General features: G+C 62.6%; 12 protein-coding genes. 4 read left to right on the top strand and 8 right to left on the bottom strand.

Annotated elements, in window-relative coordinates; genetic code table 11:
- Window positions 1-107 precede the first annotated feature (107 nt).
- The gene (locus LGR44_RS03560; protein ID WP_226737322.1) at window positions 108-1,739 is read right to left on the bottom strand and encodes an alpha-D-glucose phosphate-specific phosphoglucomutase; all 1,632 of its coding nucleotides are present in this window, start codon (window positions 1,737-1,739) and stop codon (window positions 108-110) included.
- Window positions 1,740-2,521: 782 nt separating this feature from the next.
- Here LGR44_RS03560 and LGR44_RS21910 point away from each other — a divergent pair.
- The gene (locus LGR44_RS21910; protein WP_226737319.1) at window positions 2,522-3,148 is read left to right on the top strand and encodes an outer membrane lipoprotein carrier protein LolA; all 627 of its coding nucleotides are present in this window, start codon (window positions 2,522-2,524) and stop codon (window positions 3,146-3,148) included.
- Window positions 3,149-3,228: 80 nt separating this feature from the next.
- Here the strand turns inward: LGR44_RS21910 and LGR44_RS03550 are convergent, their stop codons facing one another.
- The 4 genes from LGR44_RS03550 to LGR44_RS03535 all read right to left on the bottom strand — a co-directional run bounded on the left by LGR44_RS03550 (window position 3,229) and on the right by LGR44_RS03535 (window position 7,461).
- Window positions 3,229-4,464 (bottom strand): CAP domain-containing protein, encoded by a 1,236-nt coding sequence (locus tag LGR44_RS03550; protein ID WP_226737317.1) that lies wholly within the window; start codon window positions 4,462-4,464, stop codon window positions 3,229-3,231.
- Between the two features lie 273 nt (window positions 4,465-4,737).
- Window positions 4,738-5,133: a VOC family protein gene (locus tag LGR44_RS03545; RefSeq protein ID WP_226737315.1), complete on the bottom strand. Its 396-nt coding sequence runs from the start codon at window positions 5,131-5,133 to the stop codon at window positions 4,738-4,740.
- Window positions 5,134-5,306: 173 nt separating this feature from the next.
- Window positions 5,307-5,987 carry a LuxR C-terminal-related transcriptional regulator gene (locus LGR44_RS03540; RefSeq protein ID WP_226737313.1) on the bottom strand — a complete coding sequence of 227 codons (681 nt, stop codon included), beginning with the start codon at window positions 5,985-5,987 and terminating at the stop codon, window positions 5,307-5,309.
- On the bottom strand, window positions 5,980-7,461 hold the full coding sequence (locus tag LGR44_RS03535; protein ID WP_226737311.1) for a sensor histidine kinase: 1,482 nt from the start codon (window positions 7,459-7,461) through the stop codon (window positions 5,980-5,982). The genes LGR44_RS03540 and LGR44_RS03535 overlap by 8 nt, the downstream gene beginning before the upstream one ends.
- Window positions 7,462-8,087: 626 nt before the next feature.
- On the opposite strand from LGR44_RS03535, the gene LGR44_RS21905 reads away from it, so the two are divergent.
- The 3 genes from LGR44_RS21905 to LGR44_RS03510 all read left to right on the top strand — a co-directional run bounded on the left by LGR44_RS21905 (window position 8,088) and on the right by LGR44_RS03510 (window position 18,626).
- The gene (locus LGR44_RS21905; protein WP_319004807.1) at window positions 8,088-15,410 is read left to right on the top strand and encodes a peroxidase family protein; all 7,323 of its coding nucleotides are present in this window, start codon (window positions 8,088-8,090) and stop codon (window positions 15,408-15,410) included.
- 148 nt (window positions 15,411-15,558) lie between these two features.
- The gene (locus tag LGR44_RS03515; RefSeq protein WP_226737309.1) at window positions 15,559-17,319 is read left to right on the top strand and encodes a type I secretion system permease/ATPase; all 1,761 of its coding nucleotides are present in this window, start codon (window positions 15,559-15,561) and stop codon (window positions 17,317-17,319) included.
- Entirely contained in the window at window positions 17,316-18,626 is a 1,311-nt protein-coding gene (locus LGR44_RS03510) for an HlyD family type I secretion periplasmic adaptor subunit (RefSeq protein WP_226737306.1), read from the top strand. The genes LGR44_RS03515 and LGR44_RS03510 overlap by 4 nt, the downstream gene beginning before the upstream one ends.
- Before the next feature lie 80 nt (window positions 18,627-18,706).
- Here LGR44_RS03510 and LGR44_RS03505 read toward each other — a convergent pair whose 3' ends face one another.
- The 3 genes from LGR44_RS03505 to LGR44_RS03495 form a co-directional block, all read right to left on the bottom strand.
- On the bottom strand, window positions 18,707-19,417 hold the full coding sequence (locus LGR44_RS03505) for a NepR family anti-sigma factor (protein ID WP_226737303.1): 711 nt from the start codon (window positions 19,415-19,417) through the stop codon (window positions 18,707-18,709).
- A gap of 134 nt (window positions 19,418-19,551) precedes the next feature.
- A complete protein-coding gene (locus LGR44_RS03500; protein ID WP_226737301.1) occupies window positions 19,552-23,841 on the bottom strand; it encodes a translocation/assembly module TamB domain-containing protein in 4,290 nt (1,429 codons plus the stop codon).
- On the bottom strand, window positions 23,841-25,823 hold the full coding sequence (locus LGR44_RS03495; RefSeq protein WP_226737298.1) for an autotransporter assembly complex protein TamA: 1,983 nt from the start codon (window positions 25,821-25,823) through the stop codon (window positions 23,841-23,843). The genes LGR44_RS03500 and LGR44_RS03495 overlap by 1 nt, the downstream gene beginning before the upstream one ends.
- Window positions 25,824-25,965: the final 142 nt, after the last annotated feature.

Raw genomic sequence — 25,965 nt, 5'->3', positions numbered from 1 at the left:
CGAATGTCCATCGCCGGCGCTGCACTCATGCTTCTCTTCCTGCGCGTCTCGCGCTCGTCCGGCAACGGAGCGCAAGCCGGGCCGATCCCGCGGGCTCGTGAGGGCGCTCAGGTGATGACGGTGGGAGCTTCGAGACCGGTATAATGGGAGATCTCGGCGATCGCGTTTGCCGCCGCGACGACAGGCGCCAGAACCTCCGCCGTAGGGAGCGAGTGGCGGTTCGGATCCGGTTCGAACCGCTCCATGTAGACGCGGAGCGTCGCGCCCGAGGTGCCGGTGCCGGAGAGACGGAATACGGCCCGGGCATCCTCCTCGAAGAGGATCCGAACTCCCTGTCGCGGCGTCACGGAGCCGTCGACCGGATCGGTGTAGGAGAAGTCGTCGCAGCCTGCGACGGTCAGTCCGGCAAATTGCTGGCCCGGGAGCTTCGAGAGCTTCCCGCGCAGATTGTCCATCAGGTCATTGGCGGCTTTCGTTTCAAGGTCTTCATAGTCGTGGCGGGAGTAGTAGTCCCGTCCGAAGGCTGCCCAGTGATCCCGTACGATCTGATCGGCCGGTTTCTCAAGCGCCGCCAGAATGTTGAGCCAGAGGAGCACGGCCCAGAGGCCATCCTTCTCTCGAATATGGTCGGAGCCTGTGCCGGCGCTTTCTTCGCCGCACAGGGTGATCAGCCCCGCATCCAGGAGATTGGCGAAAAACTTCCATCCGGTGGGGGTCTCATACGCCTTGATGCCGAGCTTGGCCGCCACCCGGTCGGCCGCGCGACTCGTCGGCATCGAGCGGGCAACGCCTGCAAGGCCCCTGGAATAACCCGGAGCTAGGTGCGCATGGGCCGTGAGGATCGCCAAGCTGTCGCTCGGCGTCACGAAGAGTCCTGGGGCGACGATCATGTTCCGGTCGCCATCGCCATCCGACGCGGCTCCGAAGTCAGGGGCATCGGGGCCGTGCATAAGGTCCATGAGGTCGTGCGCGTGAACCGGATTGGGGTCCGGATGATGGCCGCCGAAATCGGGCTTCGGCTCCCCGTTCACGACGGTGCCCGCGGGGGCGCCGAGACGCCCTTCGAGGATCGCCTTCGCGTAAGGGCCGGTCACGGCGCTCAAGGCGTCGAAACGCATGCGGAAGCCGGAGCGGAAGAGGCGCGAAACCCGGTCGAAATCGATGAGGGTCTCCATCAACTCCGCGTAATCCTCGACCGAATCGATCACCTGAACCGTCGCGTCGCCGAGGCGGGTCTCTCCCAGGCGCCCGAGATCGACGTCGGACGCCTCGATGATCTTGTACTCGGAAATCCCGCTGGCCCGCTTGAAAACGGCTTCTGTGAAGGTCTCGGGAGCCGGGCCCCCATGCGCCATGTTGAACTTGATTCCGAAATCCCCGTCGGGCCCGCCAGGATTGTGGCTGGCAGACAGCACGAGGCCGCCCACGGCCTTGTACTTGCGGATGATGCAGGACGCCGCGGGAGTCGAGAGAAGGCCGTTCTGGCCGACGAGAATGCGGCTGAAACCGTTTGCTGCAGCCATTTTCAGAGCCGTCTGAATGACGGTTTCATTGAAGAACCGGCCGTCGCCGCCGATAACGAGCGTCGCGCCCTGAGCGCCCTCGACGGTATCGAAGACCGCCTGAATGAAGTTCTCGACGTATCGAGGCTGCTGGAACACGGTGACTTTCTTCCGCAAGCCTGAGGTGCCTGGGCGCTGGTCGGAAAAAGGAGTCGTCGGAACGCGATTGGTCACCATGAGCGCTTGTCTCTTCCTTTAGTTCGTTTTGGCCTTCGGAGCCTTTTCTGACCCAGTCGGCGCTCTCCTGTTTGGCGGATGTTCGGGAGAGCAGCCAAGGTGCCAGATAGGTGAAATCCACTACAATCGATCAGAACCATCCCGAATCCGCCGGGCGAGGCTGGCGGTAGGGCCTCTCAGGGCGGTTTCGGGCGAATGTATATGGAACCACCCGAAGGAGGGTCGAGCCCTCGACATCTGCATGGGCGTACCCATGTTAGAGGCGGCGCGGCCTCGGCCCGCCTCAAGAAGGCAGGAAGGACTATTCTGCCTTCATTCAGCCTCCAAAGGGCACCAAGAGATGAAGAGCGGCCTCCCAGCCCGAGGCCTTTTCCATTGCAGTTTTGGTAAGCGGTGAGTTCATGCGCAACAAGTCCCTGTCCCTTTCTGTCGGCCTTGCCGTGGCACTCGCCTGTTCCTCCCCGACGGCTGCTCAGCAGGCCTCCGATCCGCTCACGAGATTTCTCGACGGTGTTTTCAAGCGCGATGCCGCTCGCCCGTCCGCGCCTGCGGAGACGGTTGCGCCTCAGCCGGTCGCTCGCCCTGAGCCGTTACCGTCTCGGGCATCCCCGCAGGCAAAGCCGCAGACCGCCTCCAAACCGAATTCGACTGCGCCGCAGCGGCAGCAGCCTCGAAGCGCCGGGCGCAATGACGCACCGGCAAGGCCGGCGGTGGTCGAGCCGCGGAAAGCCGCTGCGCCGGCGGCTCCCGCGAAGACGGCCGTTGTCGAGCAGCCGAGGACCGTGACCTCCGCACCGCCGGCAGAGCCCGCTGTATCGTCCGAGGCCACGAAGGCGAGTCTCACAGCGGCGAAGGCGCCGGCTGCGCCCCGAGTGGCGGCGCAGTCCATTCCGAACTCGCCCGCCGCCGCTCTTGAGAGGGTGAATGCCTATTTCAACAGCATCGATCAGCTGACGGCACATTTCGTGCAAAGCAGCACCAATGGGCAGCGCTCCGAAGGGACCCTGTCCCTCAAGCGTCCGGGGCAGCTCCACTTCGCCTATGCGCCGCCCAGCACCCTGGAAGTCGTCTCCGATGGTCGTTCGGTTGCCGTGCGCGACAAGAAGCTCGGCACCAACGATGTCTATTCCATCCGCCAGACGCCCCTGAAATTTCTCGTACAGGATCGTGTCGACCTGGCAAAGGACACCAAGGTCCAGGACGTGCAGGTGGGCTCCGATGGAATGATCACGGTCCGTTTCGAGGACAGTGCCACACTGGGCGGGACCTCCAAGATCACCCTTCGCTTCGACGCCCGCGCGAATGCCCTGAAGCAATGGACCGTGCTCGATGCCCAGGGATACGAGACGACTGTCGTCCTTTCCGACCTCAACGTCTCGCGCCGGACAAGCGCCGAGGCCGCCAACTGATTGGGACGCCATCAGGCAATCGGGCATGAAGAAGGCCACCCCTCCGCCGAGGGGTGGCCTTCATTTCGTCCGGGCAGTCGTCAGAACAGAAAGTCGCCGCGATCGATCAGGGAGAGTTTGGTGTTGAGAACCGCGATCGAGTAGTCGCCGGCCTGGATCAGCACATCGTCGCGAACTCCGTCATTGTCAGTATCCGCCCGCCGGATCTTCAACTTGGAGAAGGACAGATCGTTGGAGCGCAGGTCGATCCGGTCTTTGCCGTTCTGGAAGTCCATGACCCGATCGGAGCCCCACTTGCCTCGAAAGGAGAACACGTCGGCATCCTTGCCGCCGTAGAGACGGTCGTTGCCATCCCCACCCTGGAGGACATCGCGCCCGGCCCGTCCATACAGGGCATCGTTGCCCGCCTTGCCCGACATGCGGTCATTGCCCGAACCGCCGTCGAGGCGGTCGTTCCCGGCCTGGCCGTACAGACAGTCGTTCCCGCCGAGACCCTTGATGATGTCGGCATCCGATGTGCCGAACAGCCTGTTGCCGCCGGAGGTGCCCGATATTTGGTTCGTGGTGGGGGACGAGGTCGAGACGCTCGTCGGCGTCCCGCCCGCCGCAGCCGGGTTGACCAGATCGAGCTTGACGTTCGTCGTGTCGATGGTGACCTGATAAGTCGTCGTAGCCAGGCCTGATCCTGAGAAGGTGACCGTGTAGGAGCCGGCCGGGAGATCGATCTGGTAGCCTCCGGCGCTCATCGTCGCGGTCGTATAGGTTTGCCCGGTCGAGCTTACCGCCTTCACGGCAATATTCGCGAGGCCCTCGCCAGGATCGTAGAATTTGTCTCCATCGCCGTCCCGAAATGCCACTCCCGTCAGCAGGGATCCTGATCCAGATCTCGCGAAGTTCTCGGTGACGAAGGCGCTCTCCCGGCCCTGGTAATCGCCGATCTCGAAACCGATGCCGATTTCCTTGAAGGAGGCATTCAGGAGATTGGTGCGGTGTCCCGGGCTGTTCATGAGGTTGGTGTGCAGCAGGAGCACTTCATCCTGAGATCCCTGTGGGGCTCTCGTCGTCGCCCATGCGATGTTCTCGGCCGAAGCCCAGGACCCTGCAAACCGGAATCCAGCATCGGTCATCCGCTGCGTGGCGCTCGATCCGCCAGAGCCGGTGTGAGAGAAGGTGTCTGACGAGAGCATCCACAGGCTGTGCTTCTCGGCCGCCGTCAGGAGGTTCGCGTCGAAGGCAAGAGCCTGGGCCCCGGTCTTTGCCCGCTCGGCATTGATCAACTCGAGCAGGTACTGCTCGTTGGCGCTGGGCTGCGTCATAGAGGATCCTTTGCTGGGTTCCGTTTGAGGAACTCCTGTTCTGTCTTCAGGTCTGCCGAGCCGCCCTGGTAACGGCCCGGCAAAGCCAGCGCTAAAAGGGAAGTGTGTCCTCTATCCGGCACAAGCGGGGCCATTCGGGGCAATTCGGCCCGCTTTCTGCCCCAATAGGATTATCTGCAAAGGGCTCAGCGAACGGAGCTCGATCGCAAAGGCGCGCCAGGGAATTTCGTGCGCGCCCCGCTACCGACTGGGTGCATCAGAAGGAGAGGCCTGCTAGCGATAGCGGCCCTGACGTTGAAGCACTTCGATCTTGTAGCCGTCGGGGTCCTGAACGAAGAAGAACTTGGCCAACACGACGCCGTCGTGCTCCAGCTGCTTGACTGGAGTTGGAGAGAAGCCGAGACCCTCAAGGCGCTGGCGCTCCAGTTCGACGTCATCGACGGCGAAGGCAATATGCCCGTAGCCGTCGCCGAGGGAATAAGGATCCTTCCGGCCGTGATTGACGGTGAGTTCGAGTTCGAAGTCGCTCTCGGCGTTTCGCATGTAGACGAGGCTGAAACCGTCAAAGGCGAACCTGTCCACGATGCCGAGCCCGAAGGCCTTGGAATAGAAGCCCACCGAGCGTTCCTCATCCAGAACGCGGACCATGGAATGGATGGCTTTGGCCATGGTGAATCCTTCGCAGTTGACGCCGGGGTTGTTCGAGCAAGCAGAATGATGGCTTTCTCAAAGCATCATTCTCCCCGCAGGGCAACGGGACCTGCAACTCCGACGGACTGGAAGCCGTGCAATCGCCGGGGAGACGATCTGTCTCCCCGGGATGCCGATGGGATGCGATTCGATCAGCGTCTCAGTTCGGCAGTCGCAGTGGAGCGCTGCGAGAGGCGATCGGATGCGAGAAGGGCTGCCTCGACGCGATTGCGGACCTGCAGCTTTTGGAGAATGTTGGTGAGGTGGTGCTTGATGGTCTTCTCGCTGAGATCGAGCTTGTTCCCGATTTCCTTGTTGCTGCGCCCCTCCACGAGAATGGAAAGGATTTGCTCCTCGCGAGGTGTCAGATCGGAGAAACGGTCCGGCCGCTTCTCCTCGCGCGCGGGAGGCGTGCCGGAGCGCATCAGCAGCTTGGCCGCAAGGCTTGGAGAGACATAGCTCTCCCCCTGACTGATCAAGCGAACGGTCTGGACAAGCTCGGGACCGCTCGTTCCCTTGAGAAGATAGCCGCGAGCCCCGCGCTTCAAGGCCGAGCAGACCTGCTCCTCGTCCGCCACTACCGTCAGCATCAAGGTTCTGACCATGGGGTGGTGCTGGGCGATGGCCTCAACTGCATTCATTCCGCCGCCCGGCATCGTCATGTCGAGCACCAGCACGTCAGGTTGTTGCTCGGTCGCGATGCGGAGGGCGTCGGCAGCGGAGGCTCCCTGGCCGACAACCTCGAAGTCAGGCTGCGCCGCCAGGGTAAAGATCACGCCATCCCGATAAAGGGGATGATCGTCGACAACTCCGACTCGGATTTTGCTATTCATCGGTTTCCCCCCTGGTAAGTGGTAGACAGGCCGTGAGCCGTGTACCCGCGCCGGGCGCACTGTTCACCGTCATCGTTCCGCCAATGCTCTCGATACGGTCCCAGAGCCCGGTCAAGCCCAGACGGCGCTGGCCACCCGAAACGGTATGAACCGGCATTCCCGGCCCGTCATCGGCAACTTCGATCATGATGGCTTTTCCATCCCACCATGCCGAAACCTGCTGGCCTTTCCCGCCCGCATGACGAAAGGCATTGTTGAGACCTTCCTGCACGAACCGGCAAAGGCAGATCTTTACGATATGCGGCACATCAGCCGGCAGATCCGAGATCCGGCAGGCGACACCCGTCCGGGTTCTGCGCTCGTGATCCTGCGCTATGTGGCGCAAGGATTCGGTGAGCGTGAGATCTTGGAGCTGAGGCAGGAGAAGACCGGCGCAAAAGTTGCGAATGTCGCTCAGGGCATCCGAAAGCGCGCCTCTGATCGTGGCGAGATTTTCGCTGTCCCTGCCCGAGGGGTTCAAGGCATCGAGACGCAAAAGAGCCAGCCCGATCAATTGGGCCGTCCCGTCATGCAGATCGTAACCGAGTCTGCGAATGAAGCGCTCGTTGTCTTCCGCCGCGTTGCGGGCTGCGCGTTCGATGCGCGAACGAAGTGCCTCGTTCTGCTTGAGCAGTTCCGACAGCTGCGACACGCGCTGCGTCAGCGACATGCGTTGCTCGTCGATTGTTCGGCTTCCATTGGCGACAATGGAGAACAGGGCCGTCATCATGGCAAGCGTCACCAGCGCAGTCATTGCCCAGCTGTGCCACTCCGCCTTCGAGAGCTGGGCCTGGTACTCGCCCGCGTTCTCATAGAATTCGAGAACGGCGATGATGTTGCCGCTTCGGCTCTCCCGCACGGGAACATAAACCTCGAGCAGGGGGACATCGCTGGCGCGTTCCCGGGCATTCTCTGCATGCTGGCCATCGACGAATGCGGCCGCAATCCGCCCTTCCCATGCCTGCTTCAAATTCGGCTTCAGGGGGAAGGTTCTACCTACGAGGCTCCTGTCCGTGCTGTAGATGACGAAGCCGTCGTGATTCCAGATTTTGACGGAAGTGACGTTGAGGCGGGTGACGGCACTCTCGATCGCCTGGTTGAGAGCCGTGAGGCTTCCGGCCGAGAGGGAGTCGCCGGAGGCGAGCTCCTGCAGATGCGGGGTGAGAAGGCTGTTGATGTAAAGAGCTGACGATGCCGCGGCGATCTCGGCAACGCCGTTTTCGATCTTCCGCGTCACCCACGATCCTAAAGTGAACATCCCGACCAGGAGAACGCCGAAGGCAACCATGATGAATTGCCTGGCAAGGCTGTGCCTCAGCCAGAACAGGCGCGCTGGCTCCGAGCCTAACCTCATCTCCTGGAAAGCATACACCCCTGACCCGCCCCAATTATTCGTCTGCAGTTCTAGGTTATATAGGACTTTCTGCCGGCACAATTAAGCATTCGATAACAATTAAGTGGTATGTAAATGATACACTATTCATATTTAAGAAGCAGCGATGTGTTTGCTGGATAACTAACCAATTTGAGAATTGGATTTAGCCCGGAAAACAGCGCTAAACCTCTGTGCTGTTCCAGCATGAGGCCTTCTGCGCAACTAGCCGCGGCGTTGGAATTCATTGCCGATATAGTTTGATTTGCGCCGGATCTTAGGTCAACACGCCGCCCCCTCTGCGGATGAGGTCATCTGGCCGCAAGCAAAAGATATTTCGCTTTGCGTGCAAAGGGTTCTCTCCGGATGTGAGGGGGCGGCTCACTTCATGCTCAAAAGGAGTAGTGCGAAGGAGCGCAGGCAGCCGCTTCCCTTGTCGCGCGGCTCTCCTTCTTGAACGCCTCCTCATGTCGCGCCTCCTGCCACTTTGTACGTAGCTGCATCGCTATCGTGCGCGCGAAGACAAAGCGACTTCAGTCCAATCGGAATACGACCTTGGTCCTAAAGACCAGGGCCTTCAGTCGCTGTCCTGCAAGCCTTCAGACCGTATGGCGCTAAGCCCATCAGTTCGCCCAACATGTGTCGGGCTGCAGTCAGTATTGCGGCAAAAAAGAGGGCAGGAGGCAAGCATGGTCAATCTCGTTAAGCACGATCTAGAATTCATCTTGAAGCAGATCAAGATTGCGGAGGCTCACTCCGCCGGCACCCCACTCAACGAGATTCGCGTCGACGATCAGGGCAACGTGTTGACGCCCGGCGACGAAGGCTATGCTACGGCCGTTCCTGCCATCAGCCATCCGCTTGCGCCGTATGGCCTGCGCACCGTCGATGGCAGCTTCAACAATCTGACGGCAGACCGCGACCAGTGGGGCGCATCCGACAATGTCTTTGAGCGCGTCACCGATCCGTTCTGGAGGAACGAGGGCGATGATCAGATCGTCTTCGGACCCGGCGTCATCTACAACAACAACGATTACGGCCAGTCCGGCGGCACGCCGCCCGCACAGGGGCAGCCAGCGCCCGGTACAGTGATTGACGCGGATCCGCGCATCATCTCGAACCTGATCGTCGATCAGACTCTGGACAATCCCGCTGCCATCTATGCCGCTCTGGTTCATGCAGGCGTCACAGGTGCGGCCCTGATGCCGGCTCTCAACGAGATCAGGGCGGCCAAGGAGGCACTCGACGCCGCTCTGGAGAATGCGGGGCCGACGCCGGCTGAAATTCTCGCTCTTCAGGAAGCGCTGACCGAAGCAGAGGCAGCTGCAGTTGCGGCGCAGGCTGCTGCCGATGCCGCGCAGGCACAGGCCGCTTCGAACCAAGCCGCATATGATCTCGCGCTTGCCGATGTGGCTGCCGCTCAATTGGGCGTGAACGCCGCCCAGGCCAGTCTCCTCGAACTGCTCGTGGGCGACGGTATCCCCAATGAGGAGCAGCAGGCGGAGATCGACCAGGCGATCGCGGCTCTCGAAACTGCGGGAAACGAACTCCAGACAAAGCAATCGGCAGCCACGGACGCCCAGGCGATCGCCCAGGCGTCGAGCGCAGCGGCTGATGCAGCCAATGCCCTCTCGGCTCAGGCGGCTGCTCAAGTTGTCGCAGCAGAGCTGGCTCTCACTGCCGCACAGGAGGCAAGCTCCGGCGCAAATGCGGACATCACGGCTGCTCGCAACGCGCTGAATGCCGCGCTGGCAGAACACGGTGTCGAAATGGACGGCAGCAGCGTCGTCCTTCCCAACGTGGCTCCCGATGAAGGCCTTTCGGCGCCCTATAACAGCTGGTTCACGCTGTTCGGGCAGTTTTTCGATCACGGCCTCGATCTCGTCCAAAAGAGCGGTAACGGCACGGTCTATATCCCGCTTCAACCTGACGACCCGCTTTATGTCGAAGGCAGCCCCACCAACTTCATGGCCGTGACCCGCACGAGCGGAGACGCCAACAATGTCACGACGCCTTGGGTCGACCAGAATCAGACCTACGGTTCCACCGCATCGAAGCAGCTCTTCATGCGCGAGTATCAGATGGTCGATGGCGAGCCGCTCGCGACCGGCAAGCTGCTCGAAGGTACCCGCGGACTCGCCACTTGGGCAGACGTCAAGGAGCAGGCGCGCACCAAGCTCGGTTTCGAACTGACGGATGCCGACGTCGGCGCTATCCCCGTCTTCGCCGTTGACGCCTATGGCGAATTCATTCGTGGTCCGAACGGTCTGCCCCAGGTGCTCGCCGCATTCGACGTCAATGGAAACCCGATCTGGGTTGAGGGTGATCTCGACAACCCGGTCAATCCATCGGCCATACAGTTGCCTGTCGGCACGGTCATCAAAGGAACGGGCACTTCCACCAATGTAATCGAGGCTGGCGAAACGGTCTCGGCGGCACGGACGGCCCACGCCTTCCTCGATGATATTGCTCACGCAGCCGTACCGGTTCTGGCTGGCGGCGTTCTGCAGGCCGACGGCGACAATGCGGTCGGATACAGTGGCGGCTTCAACAGCCGCGGCGGCCAGACCGCCTATGATAACGAGCTGCTCGACGCGCACTACATCACCGGCGATGGCCGCGGAAACGAGAATATCGGCCTCACCGCGGTCCATCACGTGTTCCATTCGGAGCACAATCACCTAGTCGACCAGGTGAAGCAGAAGGCGCTGGAATCGGGCGACTTGGCCTTCCTCAACGAATGGCTGCGTGTCCCGGTGAACGCAATACCTTCGGATGCAGCTGGTGTTGCTGCTCTGCAGTGGGATGGCGAGCGTCTGTTCCAGGCGGCGCGGTTCACGAACGAGATGGAGTACCAGCACCTCGTCTTCGAGGAGTTCGCCCGTAAGGTTCAGCCGGACGTGGACGCCTTCGTCTTCAACCCGTCGACCGACATCAATCCGGCGATTTTCGCCGAGTTCGCGCACGTCGTATACCGCTTCGGCCACTCGATGCTCAACCAGACGGTTGATCAGATCGATCCGAACGGCAATGTCACCAACATGACGCTGTTCGATGCGTTCCTAAACCCGCTCGCGTTCGGATCTGCGGATATCGACCACAATGCGGCTGCCGGCGCCATCGTCCGGGGAATGACCAGTCAGGTCGGCAACGAGATCGACGAATTCGTTACCGACGTGCTGCGCAATCAGCTTCTTGGCATCCCGCTCGACCTCGCGGCCATCAACATCGCCCGCGGACGTGATGCCGGAATTCCGCCGCTGAACGAAGCGCGGCGGCAGTTCAAGGAGGCCGCGAACGGTGACACGCAGCTCGACCCCTACACGAGCTGGATGGATTTCGCACTTAACCTCAAGAATCCGGCCTCGATCGTCAACTTCATCGCCGCATACGGCACCCATGCCACGATCACAGGGGCTCAGACTGCCGAAGCCAAGCGCGATGCGGCATGGAAGCTCGTCTTCGGCGACGCGAGCCTGAACGAAGAGGATCGCCAGGCCTTCCTCAACGCGACGGGGCAATACGCCACGAAGCTCGGCGGTCTCGAAGACGTCGACCTCTGGGTCGGCGGTCTGGCCGAAAAGAAGATGGCCTTCGGCGGCATGCTCGGATCGACTTTCTCGTTCATCTTTGAGCTGCAACTCGAGAATTTGCAGAATGCCGACCGGTTCTACTATCTCTCCCGCGTCCAAGGGCTGAACCTGCTCAACGAGCTGGAGAACAACTCTTTCGCCAAGATGGTGCTGAACAACACCGACCTGGCGGAGACGGGCTATGCCGTTCCGGGCGACATCTTCTCGGTGCCGGACCACGTCATGTACGTGGACAAGAACGTGCAGAACCAGTTCGGCCATCTCGACCCCGTGCACGACGATCCTGTCCTCGAGGCGGTCTCGAAACTCGTCGAGCGTGTGGACGCCGATGGCGACGGTGTGGCCGAGTACATCCGTTACAACGGGAACGATCACGTCCTGATCCAGGGCACGAACGAGAATGATCATATCGTGGCCGGCGGTGGTGATGACAGCGTTTGGGGTCGGGACGGCAATGACCGGATCGAAGCCGGCTACGGCGTCGATCGGATCCATGGCGGCAAAGGCGACGACATCATCACCAATTCCGGCACGGACATCGGTGAAGTCGACATGCTGCATGGCGAGGAGGGCAACGACGTCATTCATGGCGGTTCCGGCCTCGCTCTGATCTTCGGCAACGAAGGTCAGGACTTCCTGATAACCGGCCCGGATGGAAAGGAGGCCTTCGGTGGCCTGGGCAACGACTTCATCCTGGGCGGCGAAGGTGGCGACTTCCTCCTCGGCAATGAAGGAGACGACTGGCTTGAGGCCGGAAACGGCTTCGACACCACGGCAGGCGACAACTCCGAGCTCTTCTTCAACTCGACCATCATCGGCCACGACGTGATGTTCGCAGGCCAGAACGAGCATGATTTCGACGCCGAATCCGGCGACGACATCATGGTCCAGGGCGAGAGCGTCATGCGCAACGAGGGCATGTGGGGCTTCGACTGGGCGATCCACAAAGGCAGCAACGAGGCGGCAGACGCCGATCTCCTGCGGCCGATCTTCACCACCGATCAGCAGGACATCCTTCGCAACCGTTACGATGCGGTGGAGGCGCTCTCCGGCTGGAAGAAGAACGACGTCCTGAAGGGCGACAATCGCGGCGCCGTCGACCCGGAAGAGGAGGGCGGAAACGGCCTTGCGGGCGCCGAGAACACGATGCTGAATCACGAGCTGACCCAAGCGGGCGTCAATCGGATCGACGGCATGCGAGAGCTGCTCGGAGACTGGGCTGCGGCTCCGACTGCGGGCGATCTCGAGGCGCAGATTGCCTTCGACGACGGCAACATCCTACTCGGTGGCGGCGGCAGCGACGTCATCGAGGGACGTGGCGGCAACGACGTCATCGACGGTGACAGCTGGCTCAATGTCCGCATCCGGATTACGCATGAGGGGCAGACCTACACGACTGAGGGAATGGCCCAGAAGGTCTATCTCGAGACGGATTTCGTGGAAGGGGTCCTCGTCGAAGGCGCGGTTGCGCAGTTCGGCGGCAAGACGCTCGACGCCCTGATGCTCGACCGGACGCTGAACCCGGGACAGCTCTCGATTGTCCGCGAGATCGTCAAGGATGACGGTGTCGGTGACACGGACGTGGCGGTCTACTGGGACGTGGTGGACAATTACTCCTTCGCCCGCAACGCGGATGGTTCCGTGATTGTCTCTCACACCGGCTTCGATCAGGGCGATGTGCCTGCTGGCTCCAACCTTGTGTCGGACGGCGTCGATAAGCTGCGGAACATCGAGAAGTTGCGTTTCTCGGACGGCAACGGCGGCACGGTCGAGTACAACATCGACGAGCTCTTCAACCGTCCGGCCACTGGCGTGCCGGTGATCAGCGACACGTCTCCCACGGAAGGCCAAGTCCTGACCGTCAACACGAGCGGCATCCAGGATCTCAACGGCCTGGGCGCCTTCTCCTACCAGTGGCAGTCTTCTGCCAATGGAACGGCCTGGACCGACATTGCTGGCGCCACTGGAGCGACCTTCACGCCACAGGACCTTCCCGGGACCGCCTTCGGCGCCCAGGCCGGGCTCCAGCTCAGGGTGGTGGTGAGCTTCACCGACGGCCGTGGAAACCCGGAATCAGTCACCTCGGCGGCCACGCGGCCGGTGGGTGTGAACTGGGACGGCAATTTCGCCTCCAATAACACGCTCAATGGCACGGCAGGCGACGATATCGGCGAAGGCGTCGGCCCCTTCTTCTTCTTCGGAGGAAACGACGTCCTGAACGGTAACGGCGGCGACGACCTTCTCGATGGCGCCGGCGGCAACGACGTCCTGAATGGCGGCACCGGCAACGATGTCCTCGTCGGCGGGGGCGGCACTGACGCAGCTGTCTTCTCGGGTCCGGTCGGCAACTACAGCTTCGCGCTCAACGGCACGAACCTGGTCGTTACCGATAATGTCGGAACGGACGGGACGGATACGCTGAGCGGGATCGAAGACCTCCGATTCGGAGCTCAAGAGCTCTCTCTGATCCAGGGCACCAACGGCAACAACAACCAGCTGATCGGTTCCGCCGGAGCAGATCTGGTGCTGGGCTTCGACGGCAACGACAACATCGATGCCGGTCTCGGGAACGACGTAATCCTCGCCGGCAACGGCAACGATACGATCAACTGGGATGCCAACGCATTCGGTGCCACCGACGGTAGAGACATCATCGATGGCGGAGCCGGAGAGGATACTTTCGACATCGACGGTCGCGCCGGTGCCGAGACCTTCCGTGTCTACACCCGAGCGGCGGCGGTTGCTGCCGGCATGACCGGCCTTGCGGAGAACACCGAGATCGTGATCACCCGCAACGGGACGAACAATGCTTCGATCGTAGCGGAACTCGATAACATCGAGGAAATCATGATCGGGACCCGAAGTGTCGCAGTCCCCGGTGGCCCGGCCGGTGGAGGCGCCGGTGGCGGTGATACGGTTCAAATCATCGGCGATTTCACCCAGACGAGCCTGAACTTCAACACCATCACGATCGACGGTGACGAAGGCGACGACACGGTCGATATCTCGGGCCTGACTTCGGCCCACAGGATCGTGTTCCGCTCCAACGGCGGCAACGACACCATTGTCGGCACCCTCCGCGCTCAGGACGTGATCGAGTTGCCTCCGGGCATGAAGCCGGAGGATTTTACCAGCACTGGGAACGATGACGGCACGGTTACGCTCGCCAGCGCCAATCATCGGATCACCTATATGGGGTCCGGCACTCCGATCATCCGGGAATGCACGGCCGAGCCACCTGTGCAGAACCCGGACGAAACCGGGGAGCTGATTGCCAAGGATGACAGCTTCACGATCAAGAAAGGTGAGGTTCTCACCCTCACGGCTGCGGCTCTTCTCGGCAATGACGTGGCTCCCGAAGGCGCCCAACTGGTCCTGCGGTCGGTCGATGAGGACGAACACGGTGAGGTGGTCCTCAACGAGGACGGCACGATCACCTTCACGCCTAAGGCGGGCTTCACCGGCTATGCTTCCTTTACCTACCTGATGATGGACGGCCAAGGCAGCTACGACGAAGGCAAGGTGTTGATCAAGGTCGAGAAGGCGACATCTGATCCGATTACGCCTCCTGCTGAGCAGCCCCCTGTTGAGCAGCCTCCTGTCGAACAGCCGCCGGTAGAGCAGCCGCTTCCTGCCAATCCTCCGGCACCCGTCGATATGGTTGTCAGGGGTGGCCGCGGGCACGACCGGCTCCATGGCGACGATGGCAACGATCAGCTCTACGGCAACAGTGGAAACGATCGTCTCTATGGTCACAATGGCAATGACCGCCTCTATGGAAACAATGGCAACGATCGCCTCTATGGTGACGAAGGCGTTGACCGGATGTGGGGCGGCCGCGGCAACGACACCTACGAGGTCGATCATCGCCAGGATCGGGCCTACGAGAGCCGTGGGCAGGGTATCGATACGGTCAAAGCTTCCGTGTCCTACTCCCTCTCCGCTCACGTGGAGAAGCTGACCCTCACCGGCGCAGCGAACATCAGCGGCACCGGAAACGGCCTCAACAACAGTCTGACCGGCAACTCAGGAGACAATTCTCTCAAGGGCGGATCCGGCCATGACACGCTCAAGGGCATGAGCGGTGACGACAAGCTCTTCGGGCAAAGAGGCAACGACAAGCTCCTGGGCGGCGCCGGCGACGACATGCTCAAGGGCGGAGGTGGCGACGATAGGCTCACCGGCAACTCGGGGCAGGATGTGTTCATCTTCGAGCGGAACGGCGGGCGGGACACCGTCACTGACTTCCGCGACGGCGATGACAGGCTCGACGTGAGCCGCCTCTCCGGTGTTGAGAGCATGTCGGATCTGAACGTGTGGCAGATGGGTAGCGACGTCATGATCTGGCGCGGCTCCGACATCCTCATCCTCAAGGGCGTCAACGCATCCGACCTCGACAACAGCGACTTCATCTTCTGATGGGTCCTGGCTGAGATCGGCGCAGGCCCGCCGGGAGCAACAGCCCCCCATCGCTCCCGGCGGGTTTCTCTCAAAGCACATGTAGCCGGCGCCCTCTCGAGGGGCAGCCGGAATGCCAAACCCGAAGCATCTCATTCGAGGAATCTCGATGACCAGCCCCCTCAAGAAACGTCTCAGCATCCTGGCGACCTCGCGCGGAGCCTTCCTGGGGGTCGCGCTGCTGAGTGGTCTCATCAACCTGCTTTATCTGTCCGGCTCCGTCTTCATGATGGAGGTCTATGACCGGGTTCTTCCAAGCCGGAGCATCCCGACGCTGGTCGGTCTCTCCATCATCATCGTCGTGCTCTACCTGTTTCAGGGAATGTTCGACATGATCCGAGGACGCATTCTCGCCCGCGTCGGCGCGGCCGTGGACGAGGATCTGAGCCAGCAGGTATTCCAGAGCCAGCTACATGCTCCTCTCAAGGCCCGTAGTGAAGGCGACGGTCAGCAGCCGCTGCGGGACCTCGATCAGATCAGGGCCTTTCTCGCCGGTGGTGGACCCTCCGCGCTCTTCGACCTGCCCTGGATGCCGCTTTACCTCCTGGTCTGCTTCGGCTTCCATCCGTGGATCGGGCTTGTCGCTCTAGGCGGTGCGGTACTCCTCGTCACCATTACGCTTCTGACCGAAGTTCTGACGCGGGATGCTTCCAAGGAGGCGGTTGGCGCGGCGCTTCTTCGCAACGGCATTTCCGAGGGCGCACGCCGCAATGCGGAGGTCGTCCAGGCCATGGGAATGGCGCGGCGCATCGGAGTGCGGTGGGGCGATGCCAATGCTCGTTACCTCGCGTTCCAGCAGAAAACGTCTGACGTGTCCGGCGGCTTCGGAGCCATGTCGAAGGTGCTGCGCATGCTCCTGCAATCCGCTGTTCTTGCCGTCGGCGCCTATCTGGTCATCGATGGGCAGGCGACAGGCGGTATCATGATCGCGAGCTCGATCCTGACCTCCCGCGCCCTTGCGCCGGTCGAGTTGGCGATCGCCAACTGGAAAGGCTTCGTGAGCGCACGTCAGGGCTGGCGTCGTCTTCGGGAGCTGCTGAACGAGGCGGGCCAGAAAGGGGAGCCGTTGAAGCTGCCCGCTCCCCGCATGGTTCTGTCGATCGAGAATGCCGGAACGGGTGCGCCTGGCAGCCAGCGATTTGCCATCCAGGATGTTTCCTTCCAACTCCAGGCAGGATCCGGCCTCGGCATCATCGGCCCCAGCGCCTCCGGCAAGTCCTCGTTGGCTCGCATGCTGGTCGGCGTCTGGCCCACATGGCGGGGCAAAGTCCGTCTCGACAGCGCGGCACTGGAGCAGTGGCTGCCCGAGGATCTGGGACATCACATCGGCTACCTGCCGCAGGATGTGGAGCTCTTCGCCGGAACGGTTGCGCAGAACATCTCCCGCTTCCATCCCGATCCCGATCCCAAGGCCGTCATCGCCGCGGCCAGGGCTGCCAACGTGCACGAGATGATCCTTCATTTGCCGGACGGGTACGAGACGCAGGTGGGCGATGCCGGAGCGGCCTTGTCCGGCGGTCAGCGTCAGCGCATCGCCTTGGCTCGGGCACTTTATGGAAATCCCTTCCTCGTGGTGCTCGACGAGCCGAACTCCAACCTGGATGCCGAAGGTGAGCAGGCTCTTACGGCGGCGATCCTGAATGTGCGGGCACGTGGTGGAGTCGTGGTGGTGATCGCCCACCGTCCAAGTGCCCTGGCGGGCGTCGATTTGGTGCTCGTTATGGGAGAGGGGCGCGTCCAAAGCTTTGGGCCGAAGGATGAGGTTCTGAGCAAGGTGCTGCGTCCGGTGCCGGCGCCGCAGGCCTCGGAGCCGAGGATGCCCTCTGCCTCCCCGTTGAAAGTCGTTGAAGGTATGGGAGTCGCGTCATGAACCCGGTCACAAAATCAAAGGCCCGCAGCTCCATCCGTCGGCATACGCTGGTGGCAGTATCGTCCGCCGCTTTCCTGGTGGGTGGTCTCGGAGGCTGGGCAGCCGTAACGGAGCTTTCAGGGGCTGTCGTGGCGCCGGGCTCAGTCGTGGTGGACAGCCACGTCAAGAAGGTCCAGCACCCCACCGGAGGCGTGGTCGGTGAGATCCACGCTCGCGACGGCGACCGTGTGCGGGCCGGCGATGTCGTCATTCGTCTCGATGAGACAGTTGCCCGCGCCAACCTGTCCATGGTTGCCAAGAGCCTGGACGAGCTTGCTGCGAGACAGGCGCGCCTCGAAGCCGAGCGCGATGGGCTGAAGGACGTGGTCTTTCAGGCTTCTCTGAAAAACCGCCTGGATGAACCGGAGCTCGTCAGCCTGCTGAGGGGTGAGCAGCGCCTCTTCGAATCCCGGCGCGATGCGAGATCCGGTCAAAAGGCCCAGCTGAAGGAGCGGGTCTCCCAGCTTCAGGAGCAGATCGACGGCCTGAACCTCCAGGCAGCCGCGAAGGCCGACGAGATCAAGCTGATTCAGGACGAGTTGGCCGGCGTCGAGCAGCTGTGGCGCAAGAACCTCGTGCCGATCACGCGCGTGACGGCGCTCAAGCGCGAGGAGACGCGCCTGAGGGGCGAGCGCGGGCAGCTCATCTCCAACGTCGCCCAGGCCAAAGGCCGCATCAGCGAAACGGCGCTCCAGATCATCCAGATCGACCAGGATCTCAGAAGCGAGGTTTCCAAGGAGCTGCGCGAGGTTCAGGCGAAGATCGCGGAGCTTGTAGAGCGCAAGGTCGCAGCCGAGGACCAGCTCAAACGGATCGATATTCGCGCTCCACAGGACGGCATCGTGCACCAGTCCATGGTTCATACCGTCGGAGGCGTGATCAATGCGGGCGATCCCTTGATGCTGATCGTCCCGGAGACGGACGAGCTCTCGATCGAGGTGAAGGTTTCGCCGCAGGACATCGATCAGCTTCAGCCGGGATTGGAAACCGTTCTGCGTCTTTCCGCCTTCAACCAGCGCACGACCCCGGAGCTCAAGGGCAAAGTAAGCCTGATCGCCGCCGACCTCGTCGTGGATCAGCGCTCGGGTGCTCAGTACTATCCGGTGCGGGTGGCGTTCGCAGAGGGCGAGCGCGAAAGACTCGGCAATGCGAAGCTCATGCCGGGCATGCCGGTGGAGGGCTTTATCCAAACCGGTTACAGAACGGTGTTCTCCTATCTCACGAAACCGATCAGCGACAATCTGGTCAAGGCGTTCCGCGAAGAATGATCATCGCAACAAAACGGGGCGCCCAGCGCCCCGTTTCCATATTCGTGCAGCCGGTTCGACGACTCCCTGGTAGCCCCCGGTCACTCGCCTCCGCTCATGGCCGAGCGGATGACATTGTCGGAAGCCAGATCGCCGGGGCTGTATCCCAGAAGCTCGGCCAGACGCGTGCGAGCCCGGTTGACGCGGCTCTTGATCGTTCCGACGGCCGTTCCGCAGATCGCGGCAGTCTCCTCGTAGGAAAGACCTTCCGCGCCGACCAGGAGCAGCGCTTCGCGCTGTTCAGGAACGAGCCGCTCAAGGGCGCTGCGGAGATCCTGGACGTGCAGATTGTCCATCTGATCCGGCACGGTTTTAAGCTGAGCCGCATAAGCTCCGTCGCTGTCCTCCACCTCGCGTGACCGTTTGCGGTGCTCGGAGAAGAAGGAATTGCGGAGGATCGTGAACAGCCAGGCGTTGAGGTTCGTCCCAGGCTGGAAGCTGCCGCGCTTGCTCCAAGCTCTCAGAACCGTGTCCTGGACCAGATCGTCCGCCCGGTGCGGATTGCCGGTCAATGAGAGCGCGAAGGCGCGCAGGTTGGGCAAGGCGTTCAGAATGCCGTCCCGAAAAGCAGGCTCGACCGTCTCGCCTTGGTCGGCAAGAGCTTTCTCCAACTGCTTGACGAGTTCCTTGAGCCGGTCCGGTAGATGCTCCGTACCGGCTTCATCATAAAGAGCTTTCAGATGTCGTCCGAGATGGACCCGGATATCTGGACCGAGTTTCGGCTGATGGGGCTCGGTCGCAGAAAATGACATCGACGCGGCGTGATTGGACATGGCACCTGCAGATTGACAATGTTGTGGGCAATATCTTTCAACGCCAAGCTCGTCCGGTTGGTTCCGACATTGATCCAATTAGTATCTCGGCGGACCTTGCGGCTAAGCTTGCATCAGTATTCCCACTCTGCACCGACGCCGACCGCCGTGTTGCCGCTTGCTCCGACTTCTCCCTGCACACGAATGCGGCGGGTCACGTCGATATCGACCGAGATACCGCTTTGCTCCGTTGAGGCGCCGGCCTTCACACCGACACTAATGCGATCGCTGATCGCCCTGGATATGCCGATCGTCGGGCCGCCCTCTGCTCCGAGAGAAATGTCGAGCCCTTCTACGCCGAGGGAGCGGCGCAGGCTCTCAAAAACCCCATCCCCACCGCTGCCGGAAAACTGTGCCGCTACTTGCGCCAGCTGCAGTGCCTGAGTGGCGGACAAGCCGCCCGAGGCCTTGGCGAAGAGGAGCCTGGAGAGAACCTCGTCCTGGGGAAGGTCGGGATCGGACGTGAAGGTGAATTGCGGCTCCCTGGCAGAACCAGTCACACCGATCCGGGCGGTCACGTCGCCGGCGCGGGTTTCTGCCAGGAAATCGAGCTCCGGAGTCAGGTCTCCCGTGAACGTGAGGCGGCCGCGTGTGAAGTCGAGGCGGGTGCCGACGACCGACAGCCGGCCGCGGCGCAGGTTGAACGCGCCAATGGCGACGGGATTGTCCAGGGTTCCGGTCAGTTGGAGGTCGCCGCCGAGCTCCGCGTCGATGCCGCGCCCACGCACGAAGATGCGGCTCGGTGCAACCACCGTCAGATCAAGAATGGCATTGAAAACGGACGATTGTCGTGTTCCGGCTTCGACTCTCGCTTTCTGCGCAAGACGTGCCGCGACGATCGGCGGAGGGTTGACGTGCCGCGTCCCCTCGATCGGCCGGATTGTGGCGGGGAGCCGTTCGGGAACGGTCACGTCCATCGACAGGATCAGCACTTGACCGCTGATTCTGGGGTTCTGGGCCAGGGGACCCGATAGGGTGAGATCGAGATTGGCCGTGGTCGTGACGATCTCGTTCGAGACCAGCTCCGCCCTCCGACCAGTGACGCGGATATCTCCTGGAAATCCAGCTTCGGGATCGAGGGCGACGCGCCCGCTGGCGGACAGGGTGCCGCCGTTGCGCGTCGTGGCCGAGAACCGTTCGATGGAGATGTCGGTGCCGCGGGCGACGAAGCGGCCCTGGATGTTGTCCAGGCGTATTCCCTGGAGGAGATCCCGGAAGCTCCCGCCCGACAGGGTCAGTGTGCCGTTGACCGCGGGCTCGCTGAGCGTGCCGCCGATCCGGAGATCGAGTGCGGCATTGCCTGTGACCTGGCGGCCTGTTGCCGACAGGAAGCTGTTGGCGATGCTGAGATCGACGCGACCTTGTGCCGAGAGGTCAAGGACGCCCGTCCCGAGGGGCACTGTTCCTGTCACGCGCAGCGTGCCGGCGCGTCCTGCATTGATGGTGCCCTCAACGGTTGTTGCTCCACCGGTCAGACGACCCTGGGCGGAAATGTCGAGGGGAGGGGCTCCAAGGTCGCGGGCTTGCGCAGCAACAAGCCGCGTAAGGCGCAGACGCCACTCGCCGGTCGGAGCGCTGGCCGTACCGCCGATTTGGGCGGTTCCATCCAGTGTTCCGGACAGTCCTGTACCTGGGACGAAGATATCGACGGCAGAAAGAGGCACGGACTGAGCCGCAAGGCGGAGGTCGAGGGTCGATCCGGCCCGCCCGTCGACGGAAATTCTTCCGCGATCGACGCCAAGCACAAGCTCGCGTACCGCAACGCCGTCATCGGCAAATGTGATTGTCGTCGGCTGCGCCAGCGCGATCTGGCGTCGATCGCGACGGGCCGTAAAGGCCGTCAGATCGAACCGAATCGGCGTCTCGGGCACGAGCCTGCCGCGTGCATCGAGGGAGAAGCCGCGTGCCTCCGCGGTGAGGGTGATTTCGCTGGCAGCGGGAGTTCCCGCCGCATCGAGTCTGATCCGCGAAAACGTTTCGCCCGCAACGACTGCTCTGTCGATGGCAATGGCGGCATCGACCACGGGTCTGGTATACAGATCGGCGATGGAGGCTCGTGCATTCAGCCTCTCGATTGATATGTCCGCGAGCCTCAGCCGTGCACCCTGCGCCTCGAGCTGCGCGTTCTGGCGACCGTCCACGACCTCGAGTGTCACGTCAGCGTTCAGATCCCCTGTCAGAGGGGTCAGCACGAGAGGCGACAAGTCGTTCAAGTCACGGGCATCGATCCGCAGACGCCCGGTCGCCAGATTGGTGGCATCGAGTGCGGCATTGCCGCTCACCGCGACGGATCCGACGTTGAGATTCAGCTCATCCAGGAGCCATCCACCTTCATTCCGCTTTGCCACGTGAACCGTGCCGTTCGCAGGTTTCCGGTCGACTTCTCCGGACAGGTTCACGCGCGCATCGAGAAGGCCCAACAGATCGTTGGCCGTGGCGTCCAGGGTCAGGTTCGAAATCGGCCGTCCCAGCGCGGTGGCGTCGCTCAGATTGGCCCGAAGGGTCGCATTGGGGCGGTCGAGGGTGCCGGACAGCTTCGCAACGATCTCACCCCTGCCGGTGAGGCGTGGATCTGCCCTTCGCAGATCCGGAAGGTTGATGTCGGCGTCGAGGGCAAGGGCGTTGGGTGTCGCCTCCCCGTCAAGCCTGGCGCTCGCATGGGCGCCCACGAGGCGGAGGTTCTGAAAGGTCACCCCTCCATTGGGGAGCAGGCGAACCCCTCCGGAGAGAGCGAGGCGGCCGCCGGCAAGACGGTCGATAGCATCGATGCCGGTGGCAAAGCGGGAGGCATTCCCGTCGATCGTCGCAAGAGTCGGGCCGTCCGAGAGAAGCCCCTCCACTTGCGCGCTCAGGTCGAGCTCCCCCCTTAGCCGCAAGGAGGCCAGTTCGCCGAAGCGCGACAGGTCAGGGGCCTGGACAGTCAGCCGGCCCACTGCATCCTGCGTCCCCAAGCGTCCGGAATAGGACGCCTCCATGGAAGGCGTGGACAGGCGGGCGGTCTCGATGTCCGTGGCTCCGTCAGGCGCCGCGCTGCCCCTGAAGGTAAGTGTCAGTTCATTGCCGACTGCCCGAGCAAGGGAAGGGTCCGCGAGCGCGACGCCCCTTGCCCTCGCATCCGCGACCAAGGCAATCCGCGTAGAGGGCTCGGACAGCAATCCGTTGGGTGTCGCCGAAAAAGATGCGGTGAGTTCCTCCATGCGCCCGGCAGGAACCTGGACGTCCTCCGCCTGAAGGTCGCCGGCGATGCGCGGGCTCGTCAGAGGGCCGCTCACAGTGCCGTCGAAGACAAGGGTGCGGATTTCGGCTCCACCGGCGACCGTTCGGCCCTGGTCCGTCGGCACCGCTCGCGCCGAGAGCCTGAGGTCGACGTTTTGATCGGCAGAGAGGCTTCCTGTCGCATCGAGCCGCGCAGTGCGGGAGACGATCGAGAGCTGGGAAATGTTAACGGCGCCATTGTCGGCAAAGGTCGCGTTCGCATCCAGCTCGGTATTGCCCGCAAAGACCGGGGCAATGACGTCCGGCAGGAGACCCTCTATGCGGGCGTTCAGGTCAAGTCCGAGACGGCGCACGTCGCCCTGCCGGCGCAGATTGGCCGAGCCGACGGCGCCGATGGTGTCCCCCGCGTTGAAGGTGAGCTGGGCCGCAAAATCATCGAGCGGGCCCTGGCCCGTCAGGTCGAGTTGCACCGGAGGGAGGCCGGGAATGTTTGCGGCTCGTGCCAGAATGCCGCCTTCAGGCTCGTTCAGGGAGAAATTGAGGTCCAGCCTTTCCGAGGCATAGGTCAGGCGTGCGACGAAAGTTCCCGGTGCGTCCAGCCGCCGGGCGTCGAATCTCAGGTTGAGGCCCTCCGCGGGATTCCCGAGAGAGGCCTCTCCGGAGGCGGTGAGGCGCGCCGCTACCCCTAGGATCGGCTGACCGAGAGTCAGCTCCTGAAGGGAAAAATCTTCAATCTGCACCTTGACCGGAAGCTCCGGCAGGAGAGGCTCATCCGCACCTGCAACCGTCTCGTCTGCGGGAATGGGACGGCGCAAGATCTGGACCTGTCCGATGTCGAGGGTGTCGATCTCCAGGCGGCGGGAGAGGAGAGCGAGGCGACGCCAGACGATGCGCGCTCGGTCGAGCCTGAACCACACGCCCTCACGGTCGGAAATGGTGATGTCCCTGATCGTCGCGTCGGAGGAGAGTGCCCCCTCGACGGCGCCGATGGATACCTGAGTGCTGGGGGTCGACAGGGCGCGCGAGATGAGCCCCGCAAGAAAACCCCGGTCGGCTTCGTCGCTTCGCGTTCCCAACGTGAGGGTGAACAGGATCGCGCCTGCAAGCAGGAGGATCAGCGGGATCATGAAGCGGCGCATGGAGGTCATCAAAAGGCCTGTCCTATGCTCACGTAGAGCGAGAGCGGCTTGTCGCCGGGGCGACGGTCGAGCGGCGCGGCAATATCGAGACGGATCGGGCCGATGGCTGTGTAGTAGCGCAGGCCCAACCCGGCCGACACGCGGATCCTCTCACTGAAATCCGGGAAGCTCGATTCGAACGCCCCGCCCGCATCGATGAAGGGCACGATCCCGATCGTATCCGTGATCTTGATGCGGGCTTCCAGGGAGGCTTCCAAAAGGGAACGTCCGCCGACAACCTGTCCAAGGGGGCCTATCGGGCCAAGGCTTCGATAGCGGAAGCCGCGGACGGATCCGCCGCCGCCCGCGAAGAAGCGGAAGTTTGCGGGGATCTCGTCGAGATCGGCGCCCGTGATCGAGCCGAGGCCGATGCGCCCGGCCAGGATGTAGCGGGCATCTTCGTCGAGAGCATAGTAGGTGGAGGCTGTGGCCCGGCTGACCACCATGCCTACGCTCGAGCCGAGGAATTCAGGATAGGGCGAAACCGATGCGTTGATGCGAAATCCCTGGGTCGGGTCCAGCGGGCGGTCGGTCGAGTCGTAGGTGAGGGAGGCGGGCGTGCCGACCACGAGATAGTCGATCTGACCGAGTACGTCGCTCGTCTGTCCGCGCTGAACCTGAAAGCCGGCCTGTGCGGAAAAGGTACTGCTGAACCGGTGCCGGATGAAGGCCGTGCCGTCGATGAGACGACTCGTATAGCCGCCATAGCGGTCGCCGCCGGTCCGGTCGCGCTCGATGAGGCCGTCGATCAGGAGGTCGTTGCGTGTGCCCCCGAGAGCGGGCTTGAGGAAGCTGGCCCTGAAGCGGCCGCCGATATCGGACCGCTCCAGATCTCCGACCCGCTTGATCCGTGTGCCGTCGTTCCGCGGGGCCAGGAATATATCCGCTTCAAGACGCAGGCGCTCGGCGCCCCCGAAAAGGTTGCGGTGTTCCCAATAGCCGCGAACCGCCGGGCCATCGATGGTCGAATAGCGGGCGGAGAAGCCCACGACGCGCGGGGCCCTCTCGGTCACCTCCACGAAGATCGGCAGGCGTCCATACTCATCTAGTGTCTCAGCCTCCCGAATCCGGACGGAACTGAGGGCCTGGATGGTGCCGACCGACTTGCGGGTGTCGGCCAGGGCATCCGGGGAATAGGGATCTCCCGGCTCCAAGTAGATGAACGACCTCACCACGGCCGGATCGACGTTCTGGGTGCCGGTGACGGTGATGTTGCCGATGGGGGCGATAGGCCCCGGATCGAGAGAATAGGAGACATCCATCAGGCGCGTGGGATGGAAGACGACCGGATCGATCGCCACCGCTTTGGCGAGCGGGCGGGACTGGGCGCGGAAATGATCCACCATCCGCGCCTGCGCCGCCCTCAGGTCCGCCGCCCGGGCCGGATCGCCTGGTTCGAGCTTGACGACGCGGGGAGGCAATTCCTGGGCGGAGAACGGACGCCGTGTGCGGGCATCGCTGACCTCGATGTCTCGAAGCTCGAAGAGGACGCCCGGATCCACTCTCGCCACGACCGGAACGACGGCGCGGTTGCGGTAGCTTTCGGCCACGCGGATCGCTGCGGTCGGGTCGCTGTCAATCCGCAAAACCGTGCCGCCGATCTCGAAGACCATGTTGGCGTTATAGTATCCGAGCCCCCAGAGGGCATCGAGCAATGGACCGAAATCCGCTTGCGCGCGCCTGACCAGCGCATCCCCGTCGACTGGAGCATCGCCGCGAAGCCTGTAGAGGGTCGAGGCGTTCTCCAGGGCCCGCTCGACATCGTCCGGGTCGCCCGCGACTTGGAAAGTCAGCGCATAGGGAACGGTGCTCGGCGAAATTGCGGGAGGCGTATCTCTCGATCCGAAGAGACCGAAGAAGTCGAACGCCCGCGCATCCTGGCTCGCAAAGCCGGTGATGCAAAAGAGACCTGCTGAGAGAAGGACGGCTTTGCGCCAGGGCGGTAACTGCATTCGGTACTCCGGATGCCACAAACAGGGGCATCAATGCGGAAAATTTGTGATTGTGACGAGCCGCAATGTCTTATTCTGGCTGAAATAGTGGACGGTTCAATGATTGGGGTAGGGCAGGGACGTTTAGGGTTAATGGAGATTC

Origin of the sequence: Microvirga lenta (assembly GCF_020532555.1) — a bacterium.
GTDB lineage: Bacteria > Pseudomonadota > Alphaproteobacteria > Rhizobiales > Beijerinckiaceae > Microvirga > Microvirga lenta.
The sequence above is the reverse complement of the archived record's forward strand: the minus strand, read 5'-3'. Positions and strand labels throughout refer to the sequence as shown.

Bases quoted from the DNA above. Each gene is read 5' to 3' on its own strand.
- LGR44_RS03515 (WP_226737309.1), top strand. From the start codon at position 15,559: ATGACCAGCCCCCTCAAGAAACGTCTCAGCATCCTGGCGACCTCGCGC.
- LGR44_RS03495 (WP_226737298.1), bottom strand. From the start codon at position 25,823: ATGCAGTTACCGCCCTGGCGCAAAGCCGTCCTTCTCTCAGCAGGTCTC.
- LGR44_RS21905 (WP_319004807.1), top strand. From the start codon at position 8,088: ATGGTCAATCTCGTTAAGCACGATCTAGAATTCATCTTGAAGCAGATC.
- LGR44_RS03545 (WP_226737315.1), bottom strand. From the start codon at position 5,133: ATGGCCAAAGCCATCCATTCCATGGTCCGCGTTCTGGATGAGGAACGC.
- LGR44_RS03500 (WP_226737301.1), bottom strand. From the start codon at position 23,841: ATGACCTCCATGCGCCGCTTCATGATCCCGCTGATCCTCCTGCTTGCA.
- LGR44_RS03560 (WP_226737322.1), bottom strand. From the start codon at position 1,739: ATGGTGACCAATCGCGTTCCGACGACTCCTTTTTCCGACCAGCGCCCA.
- LGR44_RS03550 (WP_226737317.1), bottom strand. From the start codon at position 4,464: ATGACGCAGCCCAGCGCCAACGAGCAGTACCTGCTCGAGTTGATCAAT.
- LGR44_RS03505 (WP_226737303.1), bottom strand. From the start codon at position 19,417: ATGTCATTTTCTGCGACCGAGCCCCATCAGCCGAAACTCGGTCCAGAT.
- LGR44_RS03510 (WP_226737306.1), top strand. From the start codon at position 17,316: ATGAACCCGGTCACAAAATCAAAGGCCCGCAGCTCCATCCGTCGGCAT.
- LGR44_RS03540 (WP_226737313.1), bottom strand. From the start codon at position 5,987: ATGAATAGCAAAATCCGAGTCGGAGTTGTCGACGATCATCCCCTTTAT.